Source organism: Shewanella septentrionalis (genome assembly GCF_025370265.1).
In the GTDB taxonomy this organism is placed as follows: domain Bacteria; phylum Pseudomonadota; class Gammaproteobacteria; order Enterobacterales; family Shewanellaceae; genus Shewanella; species Shewanella hafniensis.
Genome location: NZ_JAMTCC010000019.1, coordinates 71013 through 93569 on the forward strand (window position 1 = coordinate 71013; position 22557 = coordinate 93569).

16 protein-coding genes are annotated in these 22557 nt (G+C 45.8%); 13 read left to right on the forward strand and 3 right to left on the reverse strand.

Going from position 1 to position 22557, the window contains the following annotated elements:
• Positions 1-43: 43 nt before the first annotated feature.
• From NE536_RS12520 to purF, 8 genes are all read left to right on the forward strand, one after another.
• On the forward strand, positions 44-1174 hold the full coding sequence (locus tag NE536_RS12520) for a 4-phosphoerythronate dehydrogenase (RefSeq protein WP_261272881.1): 1131 nt from the start codon (positions 44-46) through the stop codon (positions 1172-1174).
• A 2-nt stretch (positions 1175-1176) separates the two neighbouring features.
• Entirely contained in the window at positions 1177-2193 is a 1017-nt protein-coding gene (locus NE536_RS12525) for an aspartate-semialdehyde dehydrogenase (RefSeq protein ID WP_106650935.1), read from the forward strand.
• A 178-nt stretch (positions 2194-2371) separates the two neighbouring features.
• Positions 2372-5854, forward strand: coding sequence for a FimV/HubP family polar landmark protein (locus NE536_RS12530; RefSeq protein WP_261272882.1), 3483 nt, complete (start codon positions 2372-2374; stop codon positions 5852-5854).
• Between the two features lie 102 nt (positions 5855-5956).
• Positions 5957-6742: a tRNA pseudouridine(38-40) synthase TruA gene (truA, locus tag NE536_RS12535; protein WP_261272883.1), complete on the forward strand. Its 786-nt coding sequence runs from the start codon at positions 5957-5959 to the stop codon at positions 6740-6742.
• A 214-nt stretch (positions 6743-6956) separates the two neighbouring features.
• A complete protein-coding gene (folC, locus tag NE536_RS12540) occupies positions 6957-8228 on the forward strand; it encodes a bifunctional tetrahydrofolate synthase/dihydrofolate synthase (RefSeq protein WP_261272884.1) in 1272 nt (423 codons plus the stop codon).
• The gene (dedD, locus tag NE536_RS12545; protein ID WP_126491655.1) at positions 8221-8973 is read left to right on the forward strand and encodes a cell division protein DedD; all 753 of its coding nucleotides are present in this window, start codon (positions 8221-8223) and stop codon (positions 8971-8973) included. The genes folC and dedD overlap by 8 nt, the downstream gene beginning before the upstream one ends.
• A gap of 115 nt (positions 8974-9088) precedes the next feature.
• On the forward strand, positions 9089-9577 hold the full coding sequence (locus tag NE536_RS12550) for a CvpA family protein (protein WP_261272885.1): 489 nt from the start codon (positions 9089-9091) through the stop codon (positions 9575-9577).
• A gap of 57 nt (positions 9578-9634) precedes the next feature.
• Complete coding sequence (purF, locus tag NE536_RS12555) at positions 9635-11149, forward strand: amidophosphoribosyltransferase (protein ID WP_261272886.1); 1515 nt, start codon at positions 9635-9637, stop codon at positions 11147-11149.
• A 216-nt stretch (positions 11150-11365) separates the two neighbouring features.
• On the opposite strand, the gene NE536_RS12560 is transcribed toward purF, so the two are convergent.
• A complete protein-coding gene (locus NE536_RS12560; protein WP_220590613.1) occupies positions 11366-11653 on the reverse strand; it encodes a hypothetical protein in 288 nt (95 codons plus the stop codon).
• A 166-nt stretch (positions 11654-11819) separates the two neighbouring features.
• Between NE536_RS12560 and NE536_RS12565 the strand changes: the two genes are divergently transcribed.
• Entirely contained in the window at positions 11820-13946 is a 2127-nt protein-coding gene (locus NE536_RS12565; protein WP_261272887.1) for a DNA topoisomerase III, read from the forward strand.
• Positions 13947-14194: 248 nt separating this feature from the next.
• On the forward strand, positions 14195-15364 hold the full coding sequence (locus NE536_RS12570; protein WP_261272888.1) for a porin: 1170 nt from the start codon (positions 14195-14197) through the stop codon (positions 15362-15364).
• Between the two features lie 113 nt (positions 15365-15477).
• Here NE536_RS12570 and NE536_RS12575 read toward each other — a convergent pair whose 3' ends face one another.
• Positions 15478-17004: a sigma-54 interaction domain-containing protein gene (locus NE536_RS12575; protein ID WP_261272889.1), complete on the reverse strand. Its 1527-nt coding sequence runs from the start codon at positions 17002-17004 to the stop codon at positions 15478-15480.
• Positions 17005-17169: 165 nt separating this feature from the next.
• Between NE536_RS12575 and NE536_RS12580 the strand changes: the two genes are divergently transcribed.
• Genes NE536_RS12580 through NE536_RS12590 form a run of 3 tightly spaced genes read left to right on the forward strand, consistent with a single transcriptional unit; the run spans position 17170 to position 20827 of the window.
• Complete coding sequence (locus NE536_RS12580; protein WP_261272890.1) at positions 17170-18723, forward strand: flavocytochrome c; 1554 nt, start codon at positions 17170-17172, stop codon at positions 18721-18723.
• A gap of 40 nt (positions 18724-18763) precedes the next feature.
• Complete coding sequence (locus NE536_RS12585; protein WP_261272891.1) at positions 18764-20401, forward strand: HAL/PAL/TAL family ammonia-lyase; 1638 nt, start codon at positions 18764-18766, stop codon at positions 20399-20401.
• Between the two features lie 42 nt (positions 20402-20443).
• Positions 20444-20827 carry a cytochrome c3 family protein gene (locus NE536_RS12590; RefSeq protein ID WP_261272892.1) on the forward strand — a complete coding sequence of 128 codons (384 nt, stop codon included), beginning with the start codon at positions 20444-20446 and terminating at the stop codon, positions 20825-20827.
• A gap of 215 nt (positions 20828-21042) precedes the next feature.
• On the opposite strand, the gene NE536_RS12595 is transcribed toward NE536_RS12590, so the two are convergent.
• Positions 21043-22332 (reverse strand): alpha/beta hydrolase, encoded by a 1290-nt coding sequence (locus NE536_RS12595; protein WP_261272893.1) that lies wholly within the window; start codon positions 22330-22332, stop codon positions 21043-21045.
• Positions 22333-22557 lie beyond the last annotated feature (225 nt).

Consider the following 22557-nt stretch of genomic DNA (forward strand, 5'->3'; position numbering starts at 1 on the left):
ATCTTGATGCCTTCCATTCCCACTTTTATCCGATCAGGTGCCCATGAAGATTTTAGTCGATGAAAATATGCCCTATGTTGAACCGCTATTTGGCGATCTCGGAGACATTATTCCTGTTAATGGCCGTACGTTAACCGCAGCGCAAGTGCGCGAGGCCGATGTGCTATTAGTGCGCTCGGTCACCAAAGTGAATGCCGAGTTGCTCTCAGGCAATAACAAGCTGAAATTTGTCGGCAGTGCCACCATAGGCACAGATCATGTGGATTTAACCTATCTTGCTGAGCGAAATATTCCCTTTTCTAATGCGCCAGGTTGCAATGCGACTGCGGTTGGGGAGTTTGCTTTTATCGCTATGCTGGAGCTAGCGCAGCGCTTCAATTCGCCGCTTAAGGGAAAAGTCGTCGGCATAGTGGGCGCGGGTAACACTGGCACAGCAACGGCAAAGTGTTTGCAAGCCTACGGTATTAAGGTGCTGCTTAACGATCCCATCAAAGCTGCAGAGGGCGATCCGCGCAGTTTTGTGAGCTTAGATACCATCATGGCGCAGGCCGATATCATCAGTTTGCATGTGCCCATCACGCGCACGGGTGAGCATAAAACCAAGCATTTGTTCGATGAGGCGCGCTTAAAGGCACTCAAACCCAATACATGGTTAGTGAATTGCTGCCGCGGTGATGTGATAGATAATCAGGCGCTGATTAAGGTGAAGCGTCAGCGTGACGATCTTAAATTAGTGCTCGACGTGTGGGAAGGCGAGCCTACACCGATGCCTGAACTGGTGCCACTGGCTGAATTTGCCACCCCGCATATTGCAGGTTACAGCTTAGAAGGTAAGGCGCGCGGCACTTTTATGCTTTACCAAAACCTGTGTCAGTTGCTGAATGTAGCAGCCGATAAAAGCCTGCTGGATCTCTTGCCAAGCTTTAACATTAAGGCGGTCGAACTTGCGGCAGCGCCGAATGAAAAAGCCTTATTACAGCTTGCGCGCTTTGTCTATGATTTGCGCGACGATGACAAGATGTTCAGAAATACATTCTTAAATGAGAATGGCTTCGACACTATGAGAAAAAATCACCAACATAGACGCGAATTTAGTGCATTGGCGCTGGCTTATGACGGTCAATCTGAGGTAGATTGGTTGTCCAATTTAGGTTTTTCAGGAGTCGGTCAGTAGCTATGTCACAGGAATTTAATGTTGTCGTTTTAGGTGCATCGGGCGCAGTGGGTCAAACAATGATAGAGATCCTCGAAGAGCGTAATTTCCCGGTTGCCAATTTGTACCCTTTAGCCAGTAGCCGTAGCGCCGGTGAAACGGTCAGCTTTCATGGCAAACAAATTACCATTCTCGACGTAGAAACCTTCGATTGGACCCAAGCTCAAATTGGTTTCTTCTCCGCAGGTGGTGATGTTTCCGCCAAATGGGCCCCGATTGCCGCTGAAGCAGGTTGTGTTGTGATTGATAACACCTCGCACTTTAGATACGACATCGATATTCCCTTGGTCGTACCCGAAGTGAATCCGCATGCTATTGCTGATTTCCGCAATCGCAATATCATTGCTAACCCAAATTGCTCAACGATTCAAATGCTGGTGGCGCTTAAGCCTATTTATGATGCCTATGGCATCAGCCGCATTAACGTGGCAACGTACCAGTCAGTTTCGGGTACAGGTAAAAAAGCCATTGAAGAGTTAGCGCATCAGTGCACTAAATTACTGCAAGGTTTACCTGCTGACGCTGAAGTTTATCCAAAGCAAATTGCTTTTAACGTATTGCCGCAAATCGATAAGTTTATGGATAACGGCTATACCAAAGAAGAAATGAAAATGGTCTGGGAAACCCAGAAAATTTTCGGTGACGATGAGATTTTAGTGAATGCGACCGCGGTGCGTGTACCTGTGTTTTATGGTCACTCTGAAGCCATTAATATCGAAACCCGTCAGCCTGTCGATGCAGAAGACGTTAAAGCTTTACTGCGTAATGCCGAAGGAGTGGTATTGTTTGAGTCAGATGATGACTATCCAACGGCTGTAACCGATGGTGCTGGTACCGATCCGGTTTATGTTGGCCGCATTCGTAAGGATATCTCTCATTCTCATGGGATTAACCTGTGGGTGGTGTCAGACAATATTCGTAAGGGCGCAGCCTTGAACAGTGTGCAAATTGCCGAGATCTTAGTGAGAGATTATTACTAAGCACGAGATTGCATTTTATGCCCATTGAAAAAGCCTGCTGTCAGCAGGCTTTTTTTGTTTTACAATTGTGAACAGTAGCAGGGCAGGGATTTCTGGTTTATAGTAATCTCAATAAATACAATTGCCTAAAGCCTGTTATCAGCGAGATAACTTTATAGCGCTTCAAAGGGAAGGATTGATGAAATTTCGCACTTCGTATCTTGTGGGCCTAATGGCCACTGTTTTAGCTGTTTCTTCTACCGCTTATTTTATTGATCCCGCCGTTGCAGCAGATACGCCAAGATTAAAACCCTTAAAAATCATGGGTCCAGACGGACAGATCCGTCAAGTTAATCATCAATATGGCCCAACGACATCCAGAGACACGTTTTGGAGCATAGCGCAAAAAGTCCGTCCCGATGCCAGCGTCAGCGTCTATCAAGTGATGGCCGCGCTATACGATGCTAACCCCCATGCGTTTAACTCCGCCAGCTACAACAGTTTAGAACGTGGCATGATCCTGCTGATCCCGTCTAAAGAAGTTATGCTGTCGATTCCTAATAGCATGGCGATTGCAAGAGCAGAACAAAGCGACAGACAATCCCGTGCGCCAGCAAAAGCGGTGCAGAAACCTGCTGCGAAAGTCACTACGCAAGCACCTGTGACGGCTCCCGCCGTGATTGCTGAAACTAAAATCACTGAAACCAAAGTGACACCGCCTAAAGCGCCAGTGGTAGAAACGCCGACGCCAGACAAGCCTAAGATGCTGAGTTCTGATGTAACGTCGCGTTTAGAAGCGGCCGAAAGTAAAAATCTGTCATTAACCGATGAATTAGCTCGCACCCAAGATCAACTCACAGTCCGCACTTCAGATGTTGAAGCGCTAAAAGTGAAAGTTGAAGAATTGAATCAACGCATTGCCGTGCTAGAGGAAACTCTGCAAGCCAGCAAATTGCAAAACCAAGCTTTAAAAGCCGAAGTCGAAGCTGCCCAAACGCCAGAGATGGCAACAGATACTCCTGAAGCAGATGCTGAGGTCGCCGCTGAACCCGATGATTTATGGCGTAATATCCTTAACAGTCCTGTGTTAATGATTGCTGCCGCTGTGATCCCTGCCTTGTTCTTGTTACTGGCAGTGTTCTGGTTCCTACGCCGTAAGCGTAATAAAGAACGTCGGGAAATGCAGGCGCAAGAAGCGGTGATGGCCGCCGGTGCTGCTGGCGTTACTGGTGCAGCCATAATGGACATGGATGATGACGATTTAGATGATATGGCGGTGCATTTAGATACCGACCATGCGGACTCTATCGATAGCCTGTTGGATATGGGCAGCGTCGATTTACAACCAGAGCAAGATTTAACTGACTCAAACGATCAGATGGATATGGCGTCTGAAATGTTTGTCGATCCGGGGCTCTCAGCTGAACCTGAGGTTGAAGACGAAGGGCAATCTCTTGATGATCTGTGGGCAGAAGCCATGGGCGATCAGGAAGAGGATATTGTTGAGGAAAAACCTAAATCTGGCAATATTCTTGAGGAAGCCGATCTTGATGCACTCTTAGCGGGCCTAGGCTCTGATGACAGTACTTCTGAAGACAGCGCGGAGGCTGAAGAGGATTTAAGCGAATTAGAGCGAAACTTTGCGAGCGATTTAGCTCAAGAGGGTGACAGTAATGATATTACTTCTGAGCTGAATGATGTTGAAGCCGCAGACACTAAACCTGCCGATGAAGCCATCGCGGATGACGATGATCTTGATGCATTACTTGCCGAGTTTAGTGTTCCTGCAGAAGATACTGAGATTGCACAAGCACCAGACGCTGTTGCGTCTGATGATGAAGATCTCAGTGCTGCCATCGCCGCAGAACTCAATAATGAGTTAGATGATGAACTGGGCAGCGAAGAGGTTGATGATATCGATGCGCTGTTAGCGGATTTTGATAAACCCGCAGAGCCCGAAGTCGAGCCTGATCTTGGCGCTGAAATAGCTGCCGAGTTAGATGCAGAGCTTGATGAGCTTGGCGTAGAAGATACCGACGACATCGATGCCTTGTTAGCAGATTTTGATAAACCAGCAGAACCTGAAGTTGAGCCTGATCTTGGCGCTGAAATTGCCGCCGAGTTAGACGCAGAGCTTGATGAGCTTGGCGTAGAAGACACTGACGATATCGATGCGCTGTTAGCGGATTTTGATAAACCAGCAGAGCCCGAAGTCGAGCCTGATCTGGGCGCTGAAATTGCCGCTGAGTTAGATGCAGAGCTGAATGAACTTGGCGTCGAAGAAACTGACGATATCGATGCGCTGTTAGCCGATTTCGATAAACCAGCAGAACCCGAAGTCGAACCTGATCTTGGCGCTGAAATCGCCGCCGAGTTAGACGATGAATTGGATGAATTAGACGTAGATGAATCAGATGATATCGATTCACTGCTGGCAAGTTTTGATGCTGAGCCTGAAGTCAAAGTCGATGTAGAAGACAATGCCGAAGACGATGCACAAAACGATACTGAAGATGATGCGATCAGTGCAGAAATTGCCGCAGAGCTAGAAGCTTCGTTACCGGAAGATATAAAGGGCGAAGCGTCAGGCGATGAAGATTTAGATGCGCTGTTAGCTGAATTTGATGTGCCAGAACAACTTGATGCCGATGAAGATGAATTCGACTTCGATATGGAAACGGCGCAGCTTGATGCGGACGATAACGCCTCAGATGAAGACAATTTACTCAAAGGTATTGGTGCGTCTCACTCGATTGACGGCACTGATGATACTTTCTCGTTAGTTGAAGAGTTGGGTGAAGATGATGATTCTGATGCCCTGACTACGGCTGCAGCCACTTTAGCTGCCGCTACCGCCGCAGCGAGTGTTAAGGAAAAAGAGTCTTCTTTCTTTAATGATTTAAAAGCCAATAAGAGCAAAGATCCCCACGTGCTCGATTGGGACTCAGAGCTTGATTTTGCGCCTAAGGCCAAACCTGCTGCGACGCCAGCTGATGCCGCCGCTGAAACGGATGTCGATGATGTCGAGCCTAACGCTGATGCTTCGCTAGCTGATACGCCGACTCCGGATGATGCGACTCAAGAGAAGCCGATTAAGGCGACGCGTAACGATGTTGATTTTAGTGAAGATTTTAAACTCGATACCCAAGAGGATGCTGACGATTCTGAGCAAGGCCTCGATTTAAGCGATGATAATGTACTCGCTGCTTTCACGGCCAATACCGATTTTGATGACGATGAAGATGTACTGACGTCGGAAGACAGCTTCTCACTCGTCGATGATCTCACTGTCGATGAAGCGTTAGCTGCACTCGATGCTCAAGAGTCGCGTAAAGCACAGAAGAAGTTTGTTCCTGAGCATGATTTAACGAATTTCCAAAATGAAAACGGCTTTATCGACATCGATAAGTTGTTGAATGATGCCGATGAAGACGGCACTGATACCGATTTGTATTCGGAAGTCGACGTGGAAATGAGTGATGTCGGAGCCTTAATCGGCGATGCCGCTATGATTGATGTCGATGATGAAGAAAACTCAGTCAACGCTAAGTTGGATTTAGCCCGCGCTTATATCGAAATTGACGACAGCGACAGCGCCAAAGCCCTGCTCAAAGAAGTGCAAATTGATGGTAATGAGCGCCAGCAAGATGAAGCCGGACGTTTACTCAAAGAGATTGGTTAATCTCGATTGAGAGAGTTTCAACCTAACGGCGCCTTAAGCGCCGTTTTTTTTATGGGCTGCTGTGATAAAATGCGCCGCTAAATCAATTGTGAGGAAAAGTGGATGCGGATTGCATTAGGTATTGAATATGACGGCAATGGTTATTTTGGCTGGCAACGTCAGGCCGAAGTCGATTCAGTACAAGCGCAATTAGAACGGGCGTTATCGATAGTGGCCAACGAGCCTATCGGCGTCTTCTGCGCTGGCCGTACCGATGCGGGCGTGCATGCCACGGGCCAAGTGGTTCATTTTGAAACCCATGCCATTCGTAATGAAGGCGCATGGACCTTAGGGGTAAATGCTAATTTGCCTGACAATATTGCCGTGCGTTGGGTTAAAGAAGTCGATGACAGTTTTCACGCACGCTTTTCAGCAACCGCCAGACGCTACCGTTACGTGATTTATAATCATAATTTCCGTCCAGGCATTTTGCGCCACGGTGTCAGCCATTATCACGGCGACATTGATGCCGATAGAATGCACCAAGCGGCGCAGGCACTCTTAGGCGAGCAGGATTTTACCAGCTTTCGCGCAGTCCAGTGCCAGTCAAAAACGCCGTTTCGTAATGTACATTGCGTTAATGTCACGCGCCAAGGCATGTATGTGATTGTTGATATCGCCGCCAACGCCTTTTTACATCACATGGTGCGCAATATCGTCGGTTCATTATTAGAAATCGGTTTAGGCAATCAGCCGCTGACGTGGATGGGTGATTTGCTCGCGTTAAAAGACAGAAACCAAGCCGCAGCGACGGCTAAACCTCATGGGCTTTATTTAGTTGATGTGACTTATCCAGAACAATATCAATTGCCTAAACTCGCCCTTGGGCCATTATTCATGTTGGATTAAAAAAGTTGTTGGATTAGCAAGAGCGGTTGGATGAGCAGAATTGTTGGATTAAAAAAGCTGCTGAATCAAACACGAGCCTAGCTTAATTTATCTCGCGTGAACTTCGCTTTATCATTGAGTTTAGTATGGCGCGGCAGTCTGCCTAAGACTGTCCGCAAAACGCCAATAGTGTAGTTAAACGATTAAATGGCATCGAATACGAGGATGTACGGACATGCTAACAGCGCCAGCGTCAAATGCAGCATTGGAACAGTGGTTGGATTATTTGTTATCCATACATCCAACCGAAATCGATATGGGATTAACCCGTGTTTCTAAGGTCGCGCAAACCCTTGGCCTATTAGATTTAGGCCAAAGCAAGATAGTCACAGTGGCAGGGACGAATGGTAAAGGCACGACTTGCGCCATGCTGGAAAATATTCTGTGCTTATCGGGTTTGACTGTGGGCGTATACAGCTCGCCGCACATGCTGAAATACAACGAGCGAGTGCGTATTAATGGCTGCGACGCCAGTGATAGCGCCTTTGTCGCCGCCTTTGAACAAATTGAAGCGGCGCGCGTTGAGATTTCCCTGACCTTTTTTGAATACGCCACGCTTGCGGGCCTGATACTGTTTAAAGCCGCCAAGCTGGATGTAGTCATCTTAGAAGTCGGTTTAGGTGGACGGTTAGATGCCACCAATATTATCGATGCCGATATCAGCGTGGTGACCTCGGTCGATTTAGATCATGAAAGTTATCTGGGGAATACCCGCGAACTCGTCGGCCGAGAAAAGGCGGGTATTTTCCGTCACGGTAAAGCTGCGATTGTCGGCGAGCCCAACTTGCCGCATACCGTCAATGATGTTGCCAATGAGGTTGGCGCAATCTTGTATCGCGTCGGCAACGAATTCAGTTATCAAGTCCATAGCAATCTGTGGGACTTTCAAGGCCAAGTGCTCAAACTACATGATTTAGCGTTACCGACCTTGCCGCTACCTAATGCGGCCACGGTATTGGCCGTAATTGAACAGGGTTGGCCGAATATCGCGCCCGCTATTATTGCCCAGGGTATTAGCACGGCTCGGTTAACCGGTCGATTAGAGCGGGTGAGTGAGCAGCCGTTAGTGCTACTCGATGTGGCGCATAATCCCCATGCGGCGCGTTTTTTGGTGCAGCAATTAGCGCCAATGGTTGTAGGTAAGCGGGTGTTTGCCCTTTGTGGCATGTTGAAGGATAAAGATATTGCGGGCGTGTTGCCTGTGATCCATCCTCTGGTCGACACTTGGTATTTAGTGAGCCTTCATGGTGAGCGTGGCGCGAGTTCTGCCATGCTGCGCAAAACCTTAGCACCCGAGGCCAGCGTATTTGAGTTTGAGGGCATAGCTGAGGCATGGTCGGCATTAAAAGCGCAAATTAACCCAGATGATGTGGTAATTGTGTTTGGCTCCTTTTACACTGTGGCAGGTTTTAAGTCTCAATTTATGCAGGAAGTCCGTTTTGTCTAGCCAGTTTCATAATCGTTTAGTCGGCACTGTGGTGCTGGTTGCGCTTGGAGTGATTTTTTTGCCGGATATTTTGGATGGCAAAAAAGATCGCCAAGAAGAGCAGTTTTCCGAAATTCCTTTGCGTCCGACTGTGATTGAGCAGCAAAAAGCCGACGATGATATGTTTGAAGTCTTGTCGGCCGAAGATGCTGCTGCGCTGAGTGGGGCAGATGTCGCCTTAGCTGAGGCAGGCAATAATGCCGACAGTGACAAGTCAGCTGCCATCGCTAAGCAAGACGTTAAGGCGGATGTTAAACCCGAGGTGAAAAAGCCAGAGGTTAAGCAAGCAGAAGTTAAAAAGCCGGAAGCGAAACCAGAGCCTAAAAAAGAGCCACCTAAGGCGACGGTAAAAACGGAGCCCGCTAAAAAAGCTGAGACTAAAGCGCCAACCGTCGCTAAGACTGAAAAGCCCAAAGCAGAAACGCCTAAAGCCAGTGCTGCCAGCCGTGACAGCTTAAAAAGTGGCTTTACCTTGCAGCTTGGCAGTTTTAACAATGCAACCAATGTTAAAGCCTTAATTGCACAGCTACGTAAGAGTGGTTTTAAAGCGTACACTATTCCTGAAAACCCTAAAGATGGCGTATTAACTAAAGTGTTTGTCGGACCCGATGTGTCTGAGGCAAAGCTGAAGAAAGTACAAGTTGAGGTGGAAAACCTTACACGTCTCAAGGGCTGGATTGTTCCTTTTAATCCCTTAGAATCTTAATGGTGATACAAGACTCGAGACTGAAAATGATTTATTTACCTCACTAGGGGTGAGAATCGTTTCAGTCTCTGGTAGAATCGCGCCGTCTTAAAGCCCATGTCGGAAAGCCATCTCAATGGTTTGGATTGATTACGCTATCATATTCGTCATCGGATTATCGACTCTCATCAGTCTGATCCGTGGATTTGCCAAAGAAGCCATGTCCTTAGTGGTATGGTTTGCGGCTTTCTTTGTTGCCAGCCAATTTTACAAAGATCTTGCCGTTCACTTAACACAAATGAACGATGAGATGCTGCGTAATGGTGTTTCTATTGCCATCCTCTTTATTACCACTTTGGTACTCGGTGCCTTAGTTAACTATATTCTCGGACAACTTGTTGTCAAAACCGGATTATCTGGCACTGATAGGCTCTTGGGCCTATGCTTTGGTGCTATTCGAGGCGCGCTTATTGTGAGCGCCTTGTTGTTTTTCATGGATGCTTTTACAGGCTCTCCCAACTCCCAATGGTGGAAAGATTCTGTGCTAGTACCCGAATTTGGCGTTGTTATTCAATGGTTTTTTGACTATTTGGAAAATACCTCCAGCTTTGTACCCAAACTATAAGAAAGAAAATAAAATAATCCTAAGTGATAGAACATCTTACAATGAGGAAGCTTACCCATGTGTGGTATCGTCGGAATAGTTGGCCAATCATCGGTTAATCAGACCATTTATGATGCACTGACAGTGTTGCAGCACAGAGGTCAGGATGCGGCAGGTATTGTGACCATTGATCGTGGTGCTTTCAGACTACGTAAAGCCAATGGTTTGGTTAAAGACGTTTTTGAAGTCAAACATATGCAACGCCTACAAGGTAATGCTGGTATTGGCCATGTGCGTTATCCAACTGCGGGCAGTTCAAGCGCATCTGAAGCGCAGCCTTTCTATGTTAACTCGCCATTTGGGATCTCATTAGCCCATAACGGTAACTTAACCAACACAGTCGAATTAGCCGAAGGGCTGATCAAAAAACGTCGCCACGTGAACACCACTTCGGATTCTGAAGTCTTGTTAAACCTGTTGGCCGACGAACTGCAAAAAACCACGAGTTTGACCCTGACGTCGGAAGAAGTGTTCGATGCGGTCGCTAACGTACACCAACAAGCTCGTGGCGCCTACGCGGTTGTTGCCATGATTATTGGTCAAGGCTTAGTCGCGTTCCGTGACCCATTTGGTATTCGTCCTTTGGTATTAGGTAAGCACGAAACTGCCACTGGCACTGAGTACATGGTGGCTTCTGAAAGTGTGGCACTCGATGCAGTTGGCTTTGAAGTGATGCGTGATGTAGCACCGGGTGAAGCGATTTATGTGTCAATTGACGGTCAGCTGTATACCCGTCAATGTGCAGCCGAGCCTAGCTATGCACCTTGTATCTTCGAATTCGTCTATTTTGCCCGTCCAGATTCGACGATCGACAAAGTGTCTGTATATGCAAGTCGCGTCAACATGGGCGCTAAGCTTGGCGAGAAGATTAAGAAGGAATGGTACGATCACGATATCGACGTGGTTATTCCTATTCCTGAAACCTCTTGCGATATCGCGCTGGAAATTGCCCGTTGCATGGACTTACCGTACCGCCAAGGTTTTGTGAAAAACCGTTATATTGGCCGTACCTTCATCATGCCGGGTCAACAGGAGCGCAAGAAGTCAGTGCGTCGTAAATTGAATGCGATTAACACTGAATTCAAAGGCAAAAATGTCTTGCTGGTGGACGACTCTATCGTTCGCGGTACCACGTCTGAGCAAATCATCGAAATGGCCCGTGAAGCGGGGGCCAAGAAAGTGTATTTTGCCTCTGCCGCGCCGGAAATTCGTTTCCCGAACGTGTATGGTATCGACATGCCAACGTCAAATGAGCTTATCGCCCACGGTCGTGATGCCGATGAAATCGCCAAGTTAATTGGTGCCGATGGCATTATTTTCCAAGACTTACCTGATTTAATCGAAGCGGTAAGAATGGAAAATCCAGCGATTAAACGTTTCGAAACTTCTGTTTTTGATGGTCATTACATCACTAGCGATGTGGATCAAGCGTATTTAGATCACTTGACGCAATTGCGTAATGACGATGCTAAAGCCGACCGTAACAAAGATATCGGTACTAATTTAGAGCTGCATAACGTCTGTCATCCATAAGGTGAAACGTTAGGCGGATAAAAAGCCAGTGATAACGTCACTGGCTTTTTTATGGTTTTTTTATGGATCTTTTATAAATTGTTAACCGTCATTAGGGAAAGGTATCGCGATTGGGCGAGGGAACACGCCAGTGGATATTTGTTCACGACATCTGCGTACTCAATCCATTGTTGGAGATGCGAGGCTACTGATCTTTTCAGCCATAGGTTAGTTGGCTTATCCCCAGATCCACAGTAGCATCCACACCCCGAATAAACTGCTTAAGCTATAGCGGGTGACTTGATGTTTAAGCACAAGCGATACACTCACCGCAATCGGCATCATTAACAGGAATCCCCAAGCTAAAGGCATGGCGATGATTTTCATTTGTCCCAGCCAAGTGCTGGTGAGCATACTTATCGCGAGTAACATCAGGCTATGAAATAACAGTAACTGATTGAATCTTAATATCAATGCTGGACTGATTGTCATCGTCTGCCGCGCATTTATTGCAAATTGTCTCATAGCCACTCCTTTAAAATTCAGTGTATCTTAGTAGTTGTTGAGAACTATTCGCAATTGAATTTACACTTGAGCTTTGGTATTTAAGCTCGGTTTGTCACAGAAATTTGCACTCAGCTGGCGTTTGGGCTAAATTATACTGTAATTATATCCAGTGCTTGGTGTTTATATGATTCTCTATATCGCAGAAAAACCTAGCCTAGGGCGGGCCATTGCCGATGTATTGCCTAAACCCCATAAAAAAGGCGATGGATTTATCGAAGCCGCCAATGGCGATTGTGTGTCTTGGTGTGTTGGTCACTTGCTCGAGCAAGCAGAACCTGATGCCTATAATCCCGAATTTAAGTCTTGGAAATTCGAGCACTTGCCAATAGTGCCGGACAAGTGGCAACTAAAACCTAAGGCCGCAACCCGCAGCCAACTTACAGTGCTTAAACGATTAGTCAAACAAGCCAACACCTTGGTTAATGCGGGCGATCCCGACCGTGAAGGGCAGTTACTCGTGGATGAAGTGATTGCCTATCTTGGCGTGACGGGGGACAAGCTACATCAAACCCAGCGTTTACTGATCAGTGACTTAAACCCACAAGCTGTAAAACGGGCTCTAACGCAGCTACGCAGTAATCGCGAGTTTATTCCTTTATCCACATCGGCCTTAGCCCGCAGTCGAGCCGATTGGCTCTATGGCATGAATATGACGCGTGCGTACACCATCCAAGGTAAAAAGGTCGGTTATCAAGGCGTGTTATCCGTCGGCCGAGTACAAACGCCATTGCTTGGGCTAGTGGTGCGCCGTGATGAAGAGATTGCTCACTTTCAATCTAAACCTTTTTATGAAGTACTAGCGCATTTGGCGACCGAGAAGCAAGAAACCTTCAGCGCCAAGTGGCAACCTAGCGAAGCTTGTCAGCCCTATATGGATGAAGAAGGACGAGTGTTAGCTAGAGGGTTAGCGCAAAATGTGGTGAGTCGCATCAGTGATAAATCCGCCTTAGTCACTCAATTAGTGGCTAAGGACAAGAAACAGAATCCACCATTGCCCTACAGCTTATCCGCGTTGCAAATTGATGCGGCGAAACGGTTTGGTATGAGTGCTAAGGATGTGCTCGATACCTGCCAAAGTTTGTATGAACGTCATAAACTCATTACTTACCCACGCTCCGACAGTCGTTATTTACCCGTTGAGCAACATAATCTTGCGCCTTCGGTACTTAAGGCGATAAGTGACGGTGCTACTGAGTTATTGCAAGGTGCTGATGTACCCGATCCCCGTCTTAAATCTAAAGCATGGGATGATAAAAAAGTGGACGCCCATCACGCAATCGTCCCCACTGAGAAGACGGCTAACTTATCTAGCTTGAGTCAGCGTGAGAGGCAGTTATATCTTCATGTTGCTCGCCAGTACTTAGCACAGTTTTATCCGGCTTATTGTTACAGTGAAACCACAGTGCAAGTGACAATCGAGGGTGGCTTATTTAATACCAAGGCGCGTCAGGATAAATCCCTCGGCTGGAAGCAACTCTTTGCCCGCCAAGAGCCAAATGGCAGTAAGGCGAGTGGCAACAAGTCGACGGAAGAAAGCACAGGTAAGGACGATGAGGAGAATGACGATTTTATCGGCCAATTACCGCCTTTGAAATTGGGACAGGCTTTGCATTGTACTCGAGGCGAATTGTTGGAGAAAAATACTCAACCACCAAAGGCCTTTACCGATGCCACTTTACTCGGTGCTATGACGGGTATTAGCCGTTATGTGACCGATCCTGAGATCCGTAAAATTCTTAAAGAAACCGACGGATTAGGTACAGAGGCTACCCGTGCAGGTATTATCGAATTGCTGTTCAAACGCGGTTTTTTACAACGCTTAGGTAAATCTATTGTCTCGACAGACGTGGGGAAAGGATTGATTAACAGCTTGCCCGCGAGTGCGACTACGCCGGATATGACAGCGCTTTGGGAAGCGAGCCTGAACGGCATTTGCCATAAAGAAACCTCTTATCAAGCCTTTATGCAGCCACTGCTCGGCACCTTATCCACGCTTATCCAGAATGCAGGCGCACAACTGCCAACCGCGCTTAATGGTTTACAAGGCCAAGGTTATCGTAAAACGGCAAGTAATAAATCCGGTTATCGTAAGTCGTATTCTAAAAAATCAAGTTCAGCGAAAGGTATAGGTACAACAAAAAACGATGGTTCCAACAAATATGCTTCCCAAAAGACCAGTTCCAAAAGTTCGGTAACTCGATCAACTAGTCGTTCAGCTTATAATTGCCGCAAATCTACAACAGCAGTGTAATGACACACTTGTTGCATATATGTCGTTATTGTCTTTTGATGTAATAACGACATTTAATTTATCTAACGGTATTTAACAACCGATAATCACGATATTTCGAGATTGCCTGATCCGTATCTAAAAAACACCTTGATTTTCAGCTTTTCCTCCCGGTGGCATATAACCTGCTTACTATTGATTGGGGAAAATAATATATCAAATAAATCATGTGATTATATATGGTTTCGCTGAATTTAAAGGTAGATGAAATGAAAAAGACATTGCTCGCTTTGATGATCCCAAGCTTATTGTTAATGGGACCTGCTCAAGCCGTTGAGTTGTATAATGACCAAACTAACAGCGTTAACATGATAGGTTGGTTAGGGTTTGCTGCGTTAAATGATGGTCATGAAACTTCTGTTATAGATAATTTTTCTCGTGTTGGTTTTCGTTTCGACCGTCAAGAGAAAAATGGCTGGAGCTCCTTTGCCCATACGGAATGGGGTATCAATATGGTGACCAGTGATGACGGCCTTATATACACGCAAGGCCAAGGTGGTGGTCAGTTATCGGCATCCAAAAATTCAGATTTTTTATTTAATCGATTGGGTTATGTTGGGATGTCCCATGAGAAATGGGGAAAGATCAGTTTTGGTAAGCAATGGGGGGCTTACTATGATGTTGCTTACACAACCGATGTGCTCAATGCTTTTACAGGTTGGTCTGTGGGGGCTTATACCTTCGGTGACGGTGGTTTAACTGGGGCAGGACGTGCCGATGCTGCGCTGCAATATCGAAATACTTTTGGTAATCTACATGTCGCAGTGCAGTATGCCTCTAAACAAAATAGCGATGTTGCCTTGTATGATGGCAGTGGTGCTCCCTTGAAAGATGGTTCCGAATTGAGTTTCGAACCTAGCTACGGTGCAAGTGTAACTTACAACTTTACTGATAAATTTAAAGTGCTAGCGGGATTTAATCGTGGTGATTTTACCGGAAATCTTGCAGGCCAAGAGGTTGATAACACTAACCAAATTATTGGGATTGGCGCCCAATACGGCAGTTTCTATCAATATGCTCCAGGTCGTGATGCTGACGGTTTATACGTAGGTTTTAACGCCCATAAGAGTGAGCAAAACGAATTAGTGGGTGGAGATTTATATGATTCAACTGGAGCAGAGTTTATTGTTGCTTATCAGTATGATAATGGTTTCGTTCCAACTGTATTACTGACATATCAAGATCTTGATACCGATGTAGATACTGCGATCCAAGGAAAATGGACACGCCAATTTGCAGTGTTAGGTCTGCATTATCGCTATAGCCGCGACACAATTATGTACGTTGAGGCCAAAATAGATTTCAGCAGTATGGATGATAAAGCCTATGAAGATCTACAAGATAACAACTATGCGGTGGGAATCCGTTATTTCTTCTAGATCCTATGGTTATCATTAATTTTTCAAAGGTCACTTATGTGACCTTTGTTATTCGTGTACCGCGTTAACCGACGTCTTCTTTTTGTTATAGAGTCATCGTTGCCGATGAAAGATTACACAATCCCCAGTTTCTTCATTTTGCTACGCAGCGTATTAGCATTGATGTCCAATAACTCAGCCGCACCTCCTGGACCATAGAGTTTTCCACCTGTAATCCGCAGTGCATGACTAATATATTTTCTGGTCATAACATCAAGGGGCACAAGTTTATCGCTCGCATAGTTTGGATCTATGATAACGGTTTGATTTGCTTGGGTCGTAATTTCCTCACCCTGATGTGGAGCAAGGAAGCCAAAATCTAACGGTCCTGAAGGTTGTTGTATTATCGCCCGTTCGAGCACGTTAATGAGTTCTCGGACATTTCCTGGCCAAGCGTATTGATTCAGAATATTCAATTGTTCCGGTGTCACTCTTGGTAATTGAGGCAGGTTGAACTTTGAACTTAGTTGCTCAATAAAGTGCTGTACTAGTAAAGGAATATCTGTACGTCTTTGCCTTAATGACGGAATTTCAATAGGGAATATAGCTAAGCGGTACCAAAGATCCTCCCGAAACACTTCTCTGTGTATCATAGCTTGTAAATTTCTATGGGTGGCAGCCACTATACGAATATCAAGCTGTACAGCATCATGCCCACCTACACGGGTAATACTGCTATTTTGAAGTACACGGAGTAATCGAACCTGTGCGGATAGTGGTAGCTCACCAATTTCATCGAGGAAGATAGTGCCGCCATTGGCTTGTTCGAAGTAGCCAATTTTACGGGACTCAGCCCCAGTAAATGCCCCTTTTTCATAACCAAAGAGTTCGGAGTCAATCAAAGTATCTGGAATGGCGCCGCAGTTGACCTTGATAAAGGGCTTATCTGAACGTTCAGAAAGTTCGTGAATAGCATTGGCTATCACTTCTTTTCCACACCCCGTTTCACCCAGCATTAGGACGGTCGTATTAATCTTGGCAATAGATTGCACTTGCTGCATGACGTGTTTCAAGCCTGAATTGGCTCCCACTACGCCATTCTGGACATCCAGTGTTCTGCGAAGACTCACATTCTGCTTTGAGAGTGCTTCATTTTCTTTAAGTAAATTACGTCCGCGTAGATTGAGTGCAGTGATCAAGGCTAATGCATGCATATGCGGAGCAATTAAATCGGCATGACGAGGGCGAAAAACGCCTGTCGTTTTGGCATAAAATCCGACTATCCCAAGGTGGGTATTTTCGATAGACATTCTCAAAATGATCAGCGAACGAATACCACTGATCACCTTAGGTGCAACTAAAGCAGTGATTGGGTCGTGCTCAATATCATTAACAATTCTCACGCGCGGGCGTTGAGGATCATCTAAGCACTGAGCCAGTTCTTCAGGGATAGATATTTGCCTATCTAAGGTACAGGATTGATTAGCATTGACATGAGCAATAAATTGTATGTCATTAAATTGTTTGCGAAAAATATTAATATATAGCCCATCAATAGGCAGTTCATCCCGAATAAACTCGAAGTAACTTTGCAGGGACTTTTCGAGTTGTAGGCTACTGCATAATCTCAGTGTCGATTCGTGATAAAAGTGTTTTTCCATTGATATTTCATGTTAATCATTAAGTATCGTGATTGTAGATCTTTATATTTCGTGATTCCGTGCCTCCAATCAAAGTTCCCCACTTAATTACCTCTTTTTAGGTGCTTGGCACAGCGCATGCACTTCCATGCTGACAAGTTCCAGCAATTATTGAAGGAAGTAAGCATGAGTAAAACTCAAGATATTGATACGGGCCGTCGGCAGTTGCTAAAAGGTGGGGCTGTGATGGCTGCGGGCTTTGGGGCTGCAATAGCCTTACCTGCAACAGCAAGTTGCGATGCAGCTCCTGAAGCATTCGACGAGATTGTAGATGTGCTGGTCGTCGGCAGCGGCTTTGCTGGGATGTCAGCAGCATTACAAGCTAGAGAGGCTGGTGTGAGCGTTATGGTTGTGGACAAGATGCCTGTCTTTGGCGGTAACTCAACAATCAATGGCGGTGCCATGGCTGTGGCGAGCTCTGAGTTGCAAAAACAGGCTGGAATTAATGATTCTGTCGATGAAATGGTCGCCGATATGATGCGAGCAGGTCGGGGCATGAATGATGTTGAGATGTTAAAACTGGTGTGTAATGGCACGGCTGAATCCTGTCAGTGGTTGATTGAACATGGGGTTAAGTGGAAACCTTTCGTGCAGCATTTTGGTGGTCACTCAATACAACGAGTCTTGCAAACAGTTGAAAGTTCAGGGGCAGGTATCATCAGACCGCTGATTAACGCCGCGAGAGATAAAGGCGTGGTGATGAGAAATCAGACCAAGCTCGAAAGCTTTGTGAAAGATCTCGATGGTCGCGTGATTGGGATTGAAGTTCGTGAAGGTTTTTATTTTCCTAATGAGCGAACCGGTAAAATACGTCGCATAGGCGCGCGTTGTGGTGTTGTCATGGCAACGGGAGGCTTTGGTCGCGATATTGAATATCGCATGATGCAGTTACCTGAGTTAAATAATGACTTAGATTCAACCAATCATGCAGGCGCAACGTCAGAAGCGCTAAAGCAAATGATGCTCCTGGGCGCTAACCCTATTCATTTAGACCAAATTCAACTCGGCCCATGGGCATCTCCCGATGAAAAAGGCTTTGGCACCGCATCCCAGTTCAACACGATTGCGACCTATCCCCACGGTATTGTGGTGGATGTGCGTACTGGTGAACGTTTCTTCAATGAACTTGCAGATCGTAAAGCTAGAGCTGACGCCATCATGACTCGCCGTGATGAACATGGTCAGCCTGTTTATCCTATTGGTTTCACTAATGCAGAAGGGGCTAGTAAGGCGCAAACCTTAGATTGGGGACTGAAATATAAGGTGATTAGTAAAGCAGACACCTTAGAGGAACTTGCGACTATCTATGGAATGCCAGTGAACGCACTAAAGGCGCAAGTCGCCCGTTGGAATGAGGCGGTAAAAAGTGGCTCAGACAAAGAGTTCGCGCGTCCAATGCAAGAGGCCATAGTGCTCGATAAAGGACCTTGGTATGCCGTCCGTATGTGGCCAAAAGTTCACTATTGCATGGGCGGCGTTAAAGTGAATACCCGATCAGAAGTACTGCATTTAGTCACCAACCAAGCCATTCCAGGGCTGTATGCGGCAGGCGAAGCTACGGGTGGGATCCATGGTGCTAGCCGTTTAGGTGCTTGTGCTGTTGCTGAGGGGGTTGTCACAGGGCGTAACGCAGGCCGAAATTGTGCAGCGGCAAAAGCGATAGTGCTTAAGCAAGAATAATTAAATTTTATTATAAATAACAATATATTGGAGAATGATAATGAATAAATCTGTTTTGATGGCATCGTTTACTTTGAGCCTTCTCTCAGGGAGTGCTTTAGCGATGGAGCAAGTCGTCCTTGATGGCAAACATCTAACGCAAGAACAAGCATGGGCGATTGCCGATGGCGCTAAAGTTAAAATAGCATCCCAAGCTAAAACTCAACTTGTTAAGGCTAATGGCTTATTGATGGAAGCTGCTCGTTTAGGTAAGCCAGTTTATGGTCTAACAGTGGGCGTTGGTTTGAACAAAGACCACAAGTTATTTGATGCCAATGGCAAGCTGAGTGATGCAGTACTAGAGGCATCTCGAAACTTTAACTACAGTACCTTTCGTGCCCATAGTGCAGGAGTCGGTGACGCAGCACCTATCCGTTTAACACGATTAGCCTTAGCGGTGCGCTTAAATACTATGCTCGCAGGGCAAACTGGGGTTCAACCTCTTGTTGCTGAACTTTATGAGGCTTATCTCAATAAGGGATTAACGCCTGTCATTCCTGTAAATGGCACTGTAGGTGAAGCGGATATTTTGCTCTCATCCCATGTCGGGTTGGCTATGGTTGGTGAGTGGGAAGTATTCTATAAGGGACAACGTGTTAGCAGTAAGGATGCTATGGCGGATGCCGGAATTACACCACTTGTGCCTATGGGTAAAGATGCGCTATCTATTCTGTCTAACAACGCTTTTGCCGTAGCTTATGCAATGCAAGGGCAGCAAGCGGCAAAACAGCTATTATCCGTATCCCCGACATTGTTTGGATTAAGCCTTGAAGGATTAAACGGTAATGTTGCTCCATTTTTACCACAAACCAATGATATTCGTCCTTTCCCTTATATCAAAGCCACTACTAGTGACATTCTAAAACAGTTAGATGGTAGCTATTTATGGCAGCTTAATGATGAACGTCCGCTGCAGGACCCTCTAAGTTATAGAACGACAGCTTATACTTTAGCGAGCGCTGAGCATGCTTTGGCTGAGCTGAATGATGTGATCAATATTCAAATAAATCATTCGGATGATAATCCTGCCGTTATTGTTGGTGCATCCAATGAATATGCGAAATTTCCACAGGTTGCTAAGTACATGGTCGAAGGTCAAGGTGGCGTGTTCCCAACCACTAACTTTGAACCTCTACCTGTCGCACTAGCAGTACAAAATTTGAGTGTGGCACTAACACATGTATCCCATAACAGTGTCATGCGCACTGTCCATTTATCCGATGATCACTTTACTAAACTGCCACGCTTTTTGAGTGCTCCAGGAAATAATGGGCATGCTTTTGGCGCGATTCAAAAAGCATTTGTAGATATGCAGGTTCGTAATAAACAGTTGGCGACCCCAGTGTCATTTGATGGGATTTCCATTGCGGGGGGCATTGAAGATACTTTCACTAACCTTAAGTTTGCCGCTGACAATTTGATTCAGATTGTCGATAACACCCGTGTGATTTACGGTTTAGAGCTGCTGCATTCAAGTCAAGCGATTGATCTACGCAAGTTGTCCAATCCAGATCTTCATTTAGGTAAAGCTACCGAAGCCATGTACAAGGCATATCGTGAAAAAGTGCCATTTGTAGTAAAAGATCGTCCATTCACGCCTGATATCCAAGCCTCAACTGAATTTATCGCTAATTATTAATATGTTATGCGGGGCAGTTTGCCCCGCCATAGGAAGAGTCTGATGTTAAAACCCTTATATATACTTTTACTTGGCTGCATGCTCATACTGCCAATAACAGCTAATTCTATGAATATTAAGGATTATCATAAGGATGTGATGACCGGCACTAATGGTAAGGTTGACTGTACTGCCTGTCATGGTGATTTAAAGCGTAAGAGCATACCTGATGCAGCAGTCTGCGCTAACTGTCATGGCTCTCCTCAGGATGTGGCTAAGCTGACTAAGCGACCTGAAGGCGCCGGACATTCGGTCGAGCCCAATCCGCATGATAGTTTACATTATGGTACTGATTTACCATGTACTTACTGTCATCAGGAGCATAAAGAAAGTAAAGTTTATTGCAATCAATGCCATGAATTTACTTACCCGAAGATGAAGCGATAGTTCTAAGACTGTTACACGTTACTTCCCTGTCTATTTGACTATTTTGGTCAATGCACTCGCCTAAGCTGAGTGCATTTTTTTGCAAAAAAAAAAGAGTAAACCAACACGGTTTACTCTTACGGAAATAGGTCGTTGAAACTTGCCAAAATCACTCAATAGATGAGGAGCGGGCTTATAATGTCAGCGTTAACTTAATTAGCCCTTAAAATTAACTTTTATCTTAAGGTGTCGCCTCGGTTTAAGCTGATGAGCTTATCCAGTATGTGCTCACCATCCATGCGAATGCCGTTGTGTTCATATTCTGATGTTAGCCAATACTTTAGCCTGCCGACCTGTTGCGCGGTTTCAAGGCTGTATTGCATCTCGACAAACATATCTTCACTGTAAATAGCTGCGGCAACGGGGACGCGGTTTTGCGCCAGTTGTTCAAGATTATACAGTGCAGGCCAATCTGATTTATGGGCAAGGATTTCTGCCGCGGCTTTAAGCGGTACTAAGTGACTGAATTGGTCAAACATCCAAGGGTAAATCATCTCGCCGGTGAATAAAAACGGCTTACCTTGCTGATAGTTAAAGGCGGGGAATTGTTGCCTCACTCTGTGTGCCGCCCATTGTGAAGCCGAGTGTTGGCAGTAGATCGCCTCATGCAGCAGGGCAAAAATCGGGTTAGTGTTGTAATCGAGCATTTGACCGAAATGATTTAAAAATAACGGGTTCACGACTGTCCCAGAAGCTGTGTTGATTAAGGTCTGCTCAAGTAAATAATAAACCGATTCAGGACCTTGCTCCATTCCGATATTAATACCCAGCAGCTGCAACATTTCAACAGTGAGGCGTTCTCCCGTTGCTAAATACACTTCGTTTTCAAGCAAGTGTTTTGCTAAGCGAGTGACTAAATGTTGGGCATCGTGGAAGCGTTGGAAAAATTGTTTATTCTTCGCCAGTACGCGTTGATAAGTCGCAAGATAGACATCATCGGCGCTGCGGGTTAATGACGGTATGCCACCTGTAATATAGGCTTCGCTGACACCTTGAGGGGCGGCGCTTAAATAATGTAATACGCAAAATCCCCCGAAACTTTGGCCAAGAATCGCCCATTTATCGGCGGGGCAAAGCTGGGCACGAATCGTCTCGGCATCTCGAATAATATTGTCAGCCCTGAAATGGCTCAGATACTCAGCTTGAGCTGCGGGCTCTAAGTGTTGCAGGCTTTGGTAATTAATCGGTGTTGATAAGCCTGTGCCGCGTTGATCGAGTAATAACACCCGATATTCTTTTAATGCGCGGCGGATCCAGCCGCTGTTGCTGGCGGGGCGCATGGCTGCAAATCCCGGGCCGCCTTGGAAAAACACGATATAAGGTAGCTTTTTATCTTTGTTTTCTGGACTACAGAGTTCTCTGGCAAACACTTGGATTTGCTCTGCAATCGGATTTTGATAGTTGAGGGGCAAGGTAAAAGTATGTTTCTTTGCCAGCACTCCGGCGAGAATAATATCGGGTTTCATCAAACAACCTTAATGGCAGAGGATCATGTTATTGTGATTGGCAGATTGTATACCCAAATAACCTGAAGATGCAGCAACCTAGGCTAGTTGAAACTCGTATCTTCAACTACCTTGGGTATAGACCAAATAGTTTATGCTACAAGCTAGGATTATTTGATTAGCTTTTGGTGAAGATCAATTTTTCCATTATAAATTTGAGCCATGATGAGTTTCTTAGCGTAATCT

Bases quoted from the DNA above. Each gene is read 5' to 3' on its own strand.
- folC (WP_261272884.1), top strand. From the start codon at position 6,957: ATGCTAACAGCGCCAGCGTCAAATGCAGCATTGGAACAGTGGTTGGAT.
- NE536_RS12590 (WP_261272892.1), top strand. From the start codon at position 20,444: ATGTTAAAACCCTTATATATACTTTTACTTGGCTGCATGCTCATACTG.
- NE536_RS12595 (WP_261272893.1), bottom strand. From the start codon at position 22,332: ATGAAACCCGATATTATTCTCGCCGGAGTGCTGGCAAAGAAACATACT.
- NE536_RS12550 (WP_261272885.1), top strand. From the start codon at position 9,089: ATGGTTTGGATTGATTACGCTATCATATTCGTCATCGGATTATCGACT.
- NE536_RS12575 (WP_261272889.1), bottom strand. From the start codon at position 17,004: ATGGAAAAACACTTTTATCACGAATCGACACTGAGATTATGCAGTAGC.
- NE536_RS12570 (WP_261272888.1), top strand. From the start codon at position 14,195: ATGAAAAAGACATTGCTCGCTTTGATGATCCCAAGCTTATTGTTAATG.
- NE536_RS12585 (WP_261272891.1), top strand. From the start codon at position 18,764: ATGAATAAATCTGTTTTGATGGCATCGTTTACTTTGAGCCTTCTCTCA.
- truA (WP_261272883.1), top strand. From the start codon at position 5,957: ATGCGGATTGCATTAGGTATTGAATATGACGGCAATGGTTATTTTGGC.
- NE536_RS12530 (WP_261272882.1), top strand. From the start codon at position 2,372: ATGAAATTTCGCACTTCGTATCTTGTGGGCCTAATGGCCACTGTTTTA.
- NE536_RS12520 (WP_261272881.1), top strand. From the start codon at position 44: ATGAAGATTTTAGTCGATGAAAATATGCCCTATGTTGAACCGCTATTT.
- NE536_RS12560 (WP_220590613.1), bottom strand. From the start codon at position 11,653: ATGAGACAATTTGCAATAAATGCGCGGCAGACGATGACAATCAGTCCA.
- NE536_RS12580 (WP_261272890.1), top strand. From the start codon at position 17,170: ATGAGTAAAACTCAAGATATTGATACGGGCCGTCGGCAGTTGCTAAAA.
- NE536_RS12565 (WP_261272887.1), top strand. From the start codon at position 11,820: ATGATTCTCTATATCGCAGAAAAACCTAGCCTAGGGCGGGCCATTGCC.
- purF (WP_261272886.1), top strand. From the start codon at position 9,635: ATGTGTGGTATCGTCGGAATAGTTGGCCAATCATCGGTTAATCAGACC.
- NE536_RS12525 (WP_106650935.1), top strand. From the start codon at position 1,177: ATGTCACAGGAATTTAATGTTGTCGTTTTAGGTGCATCGGGCGCAGTG.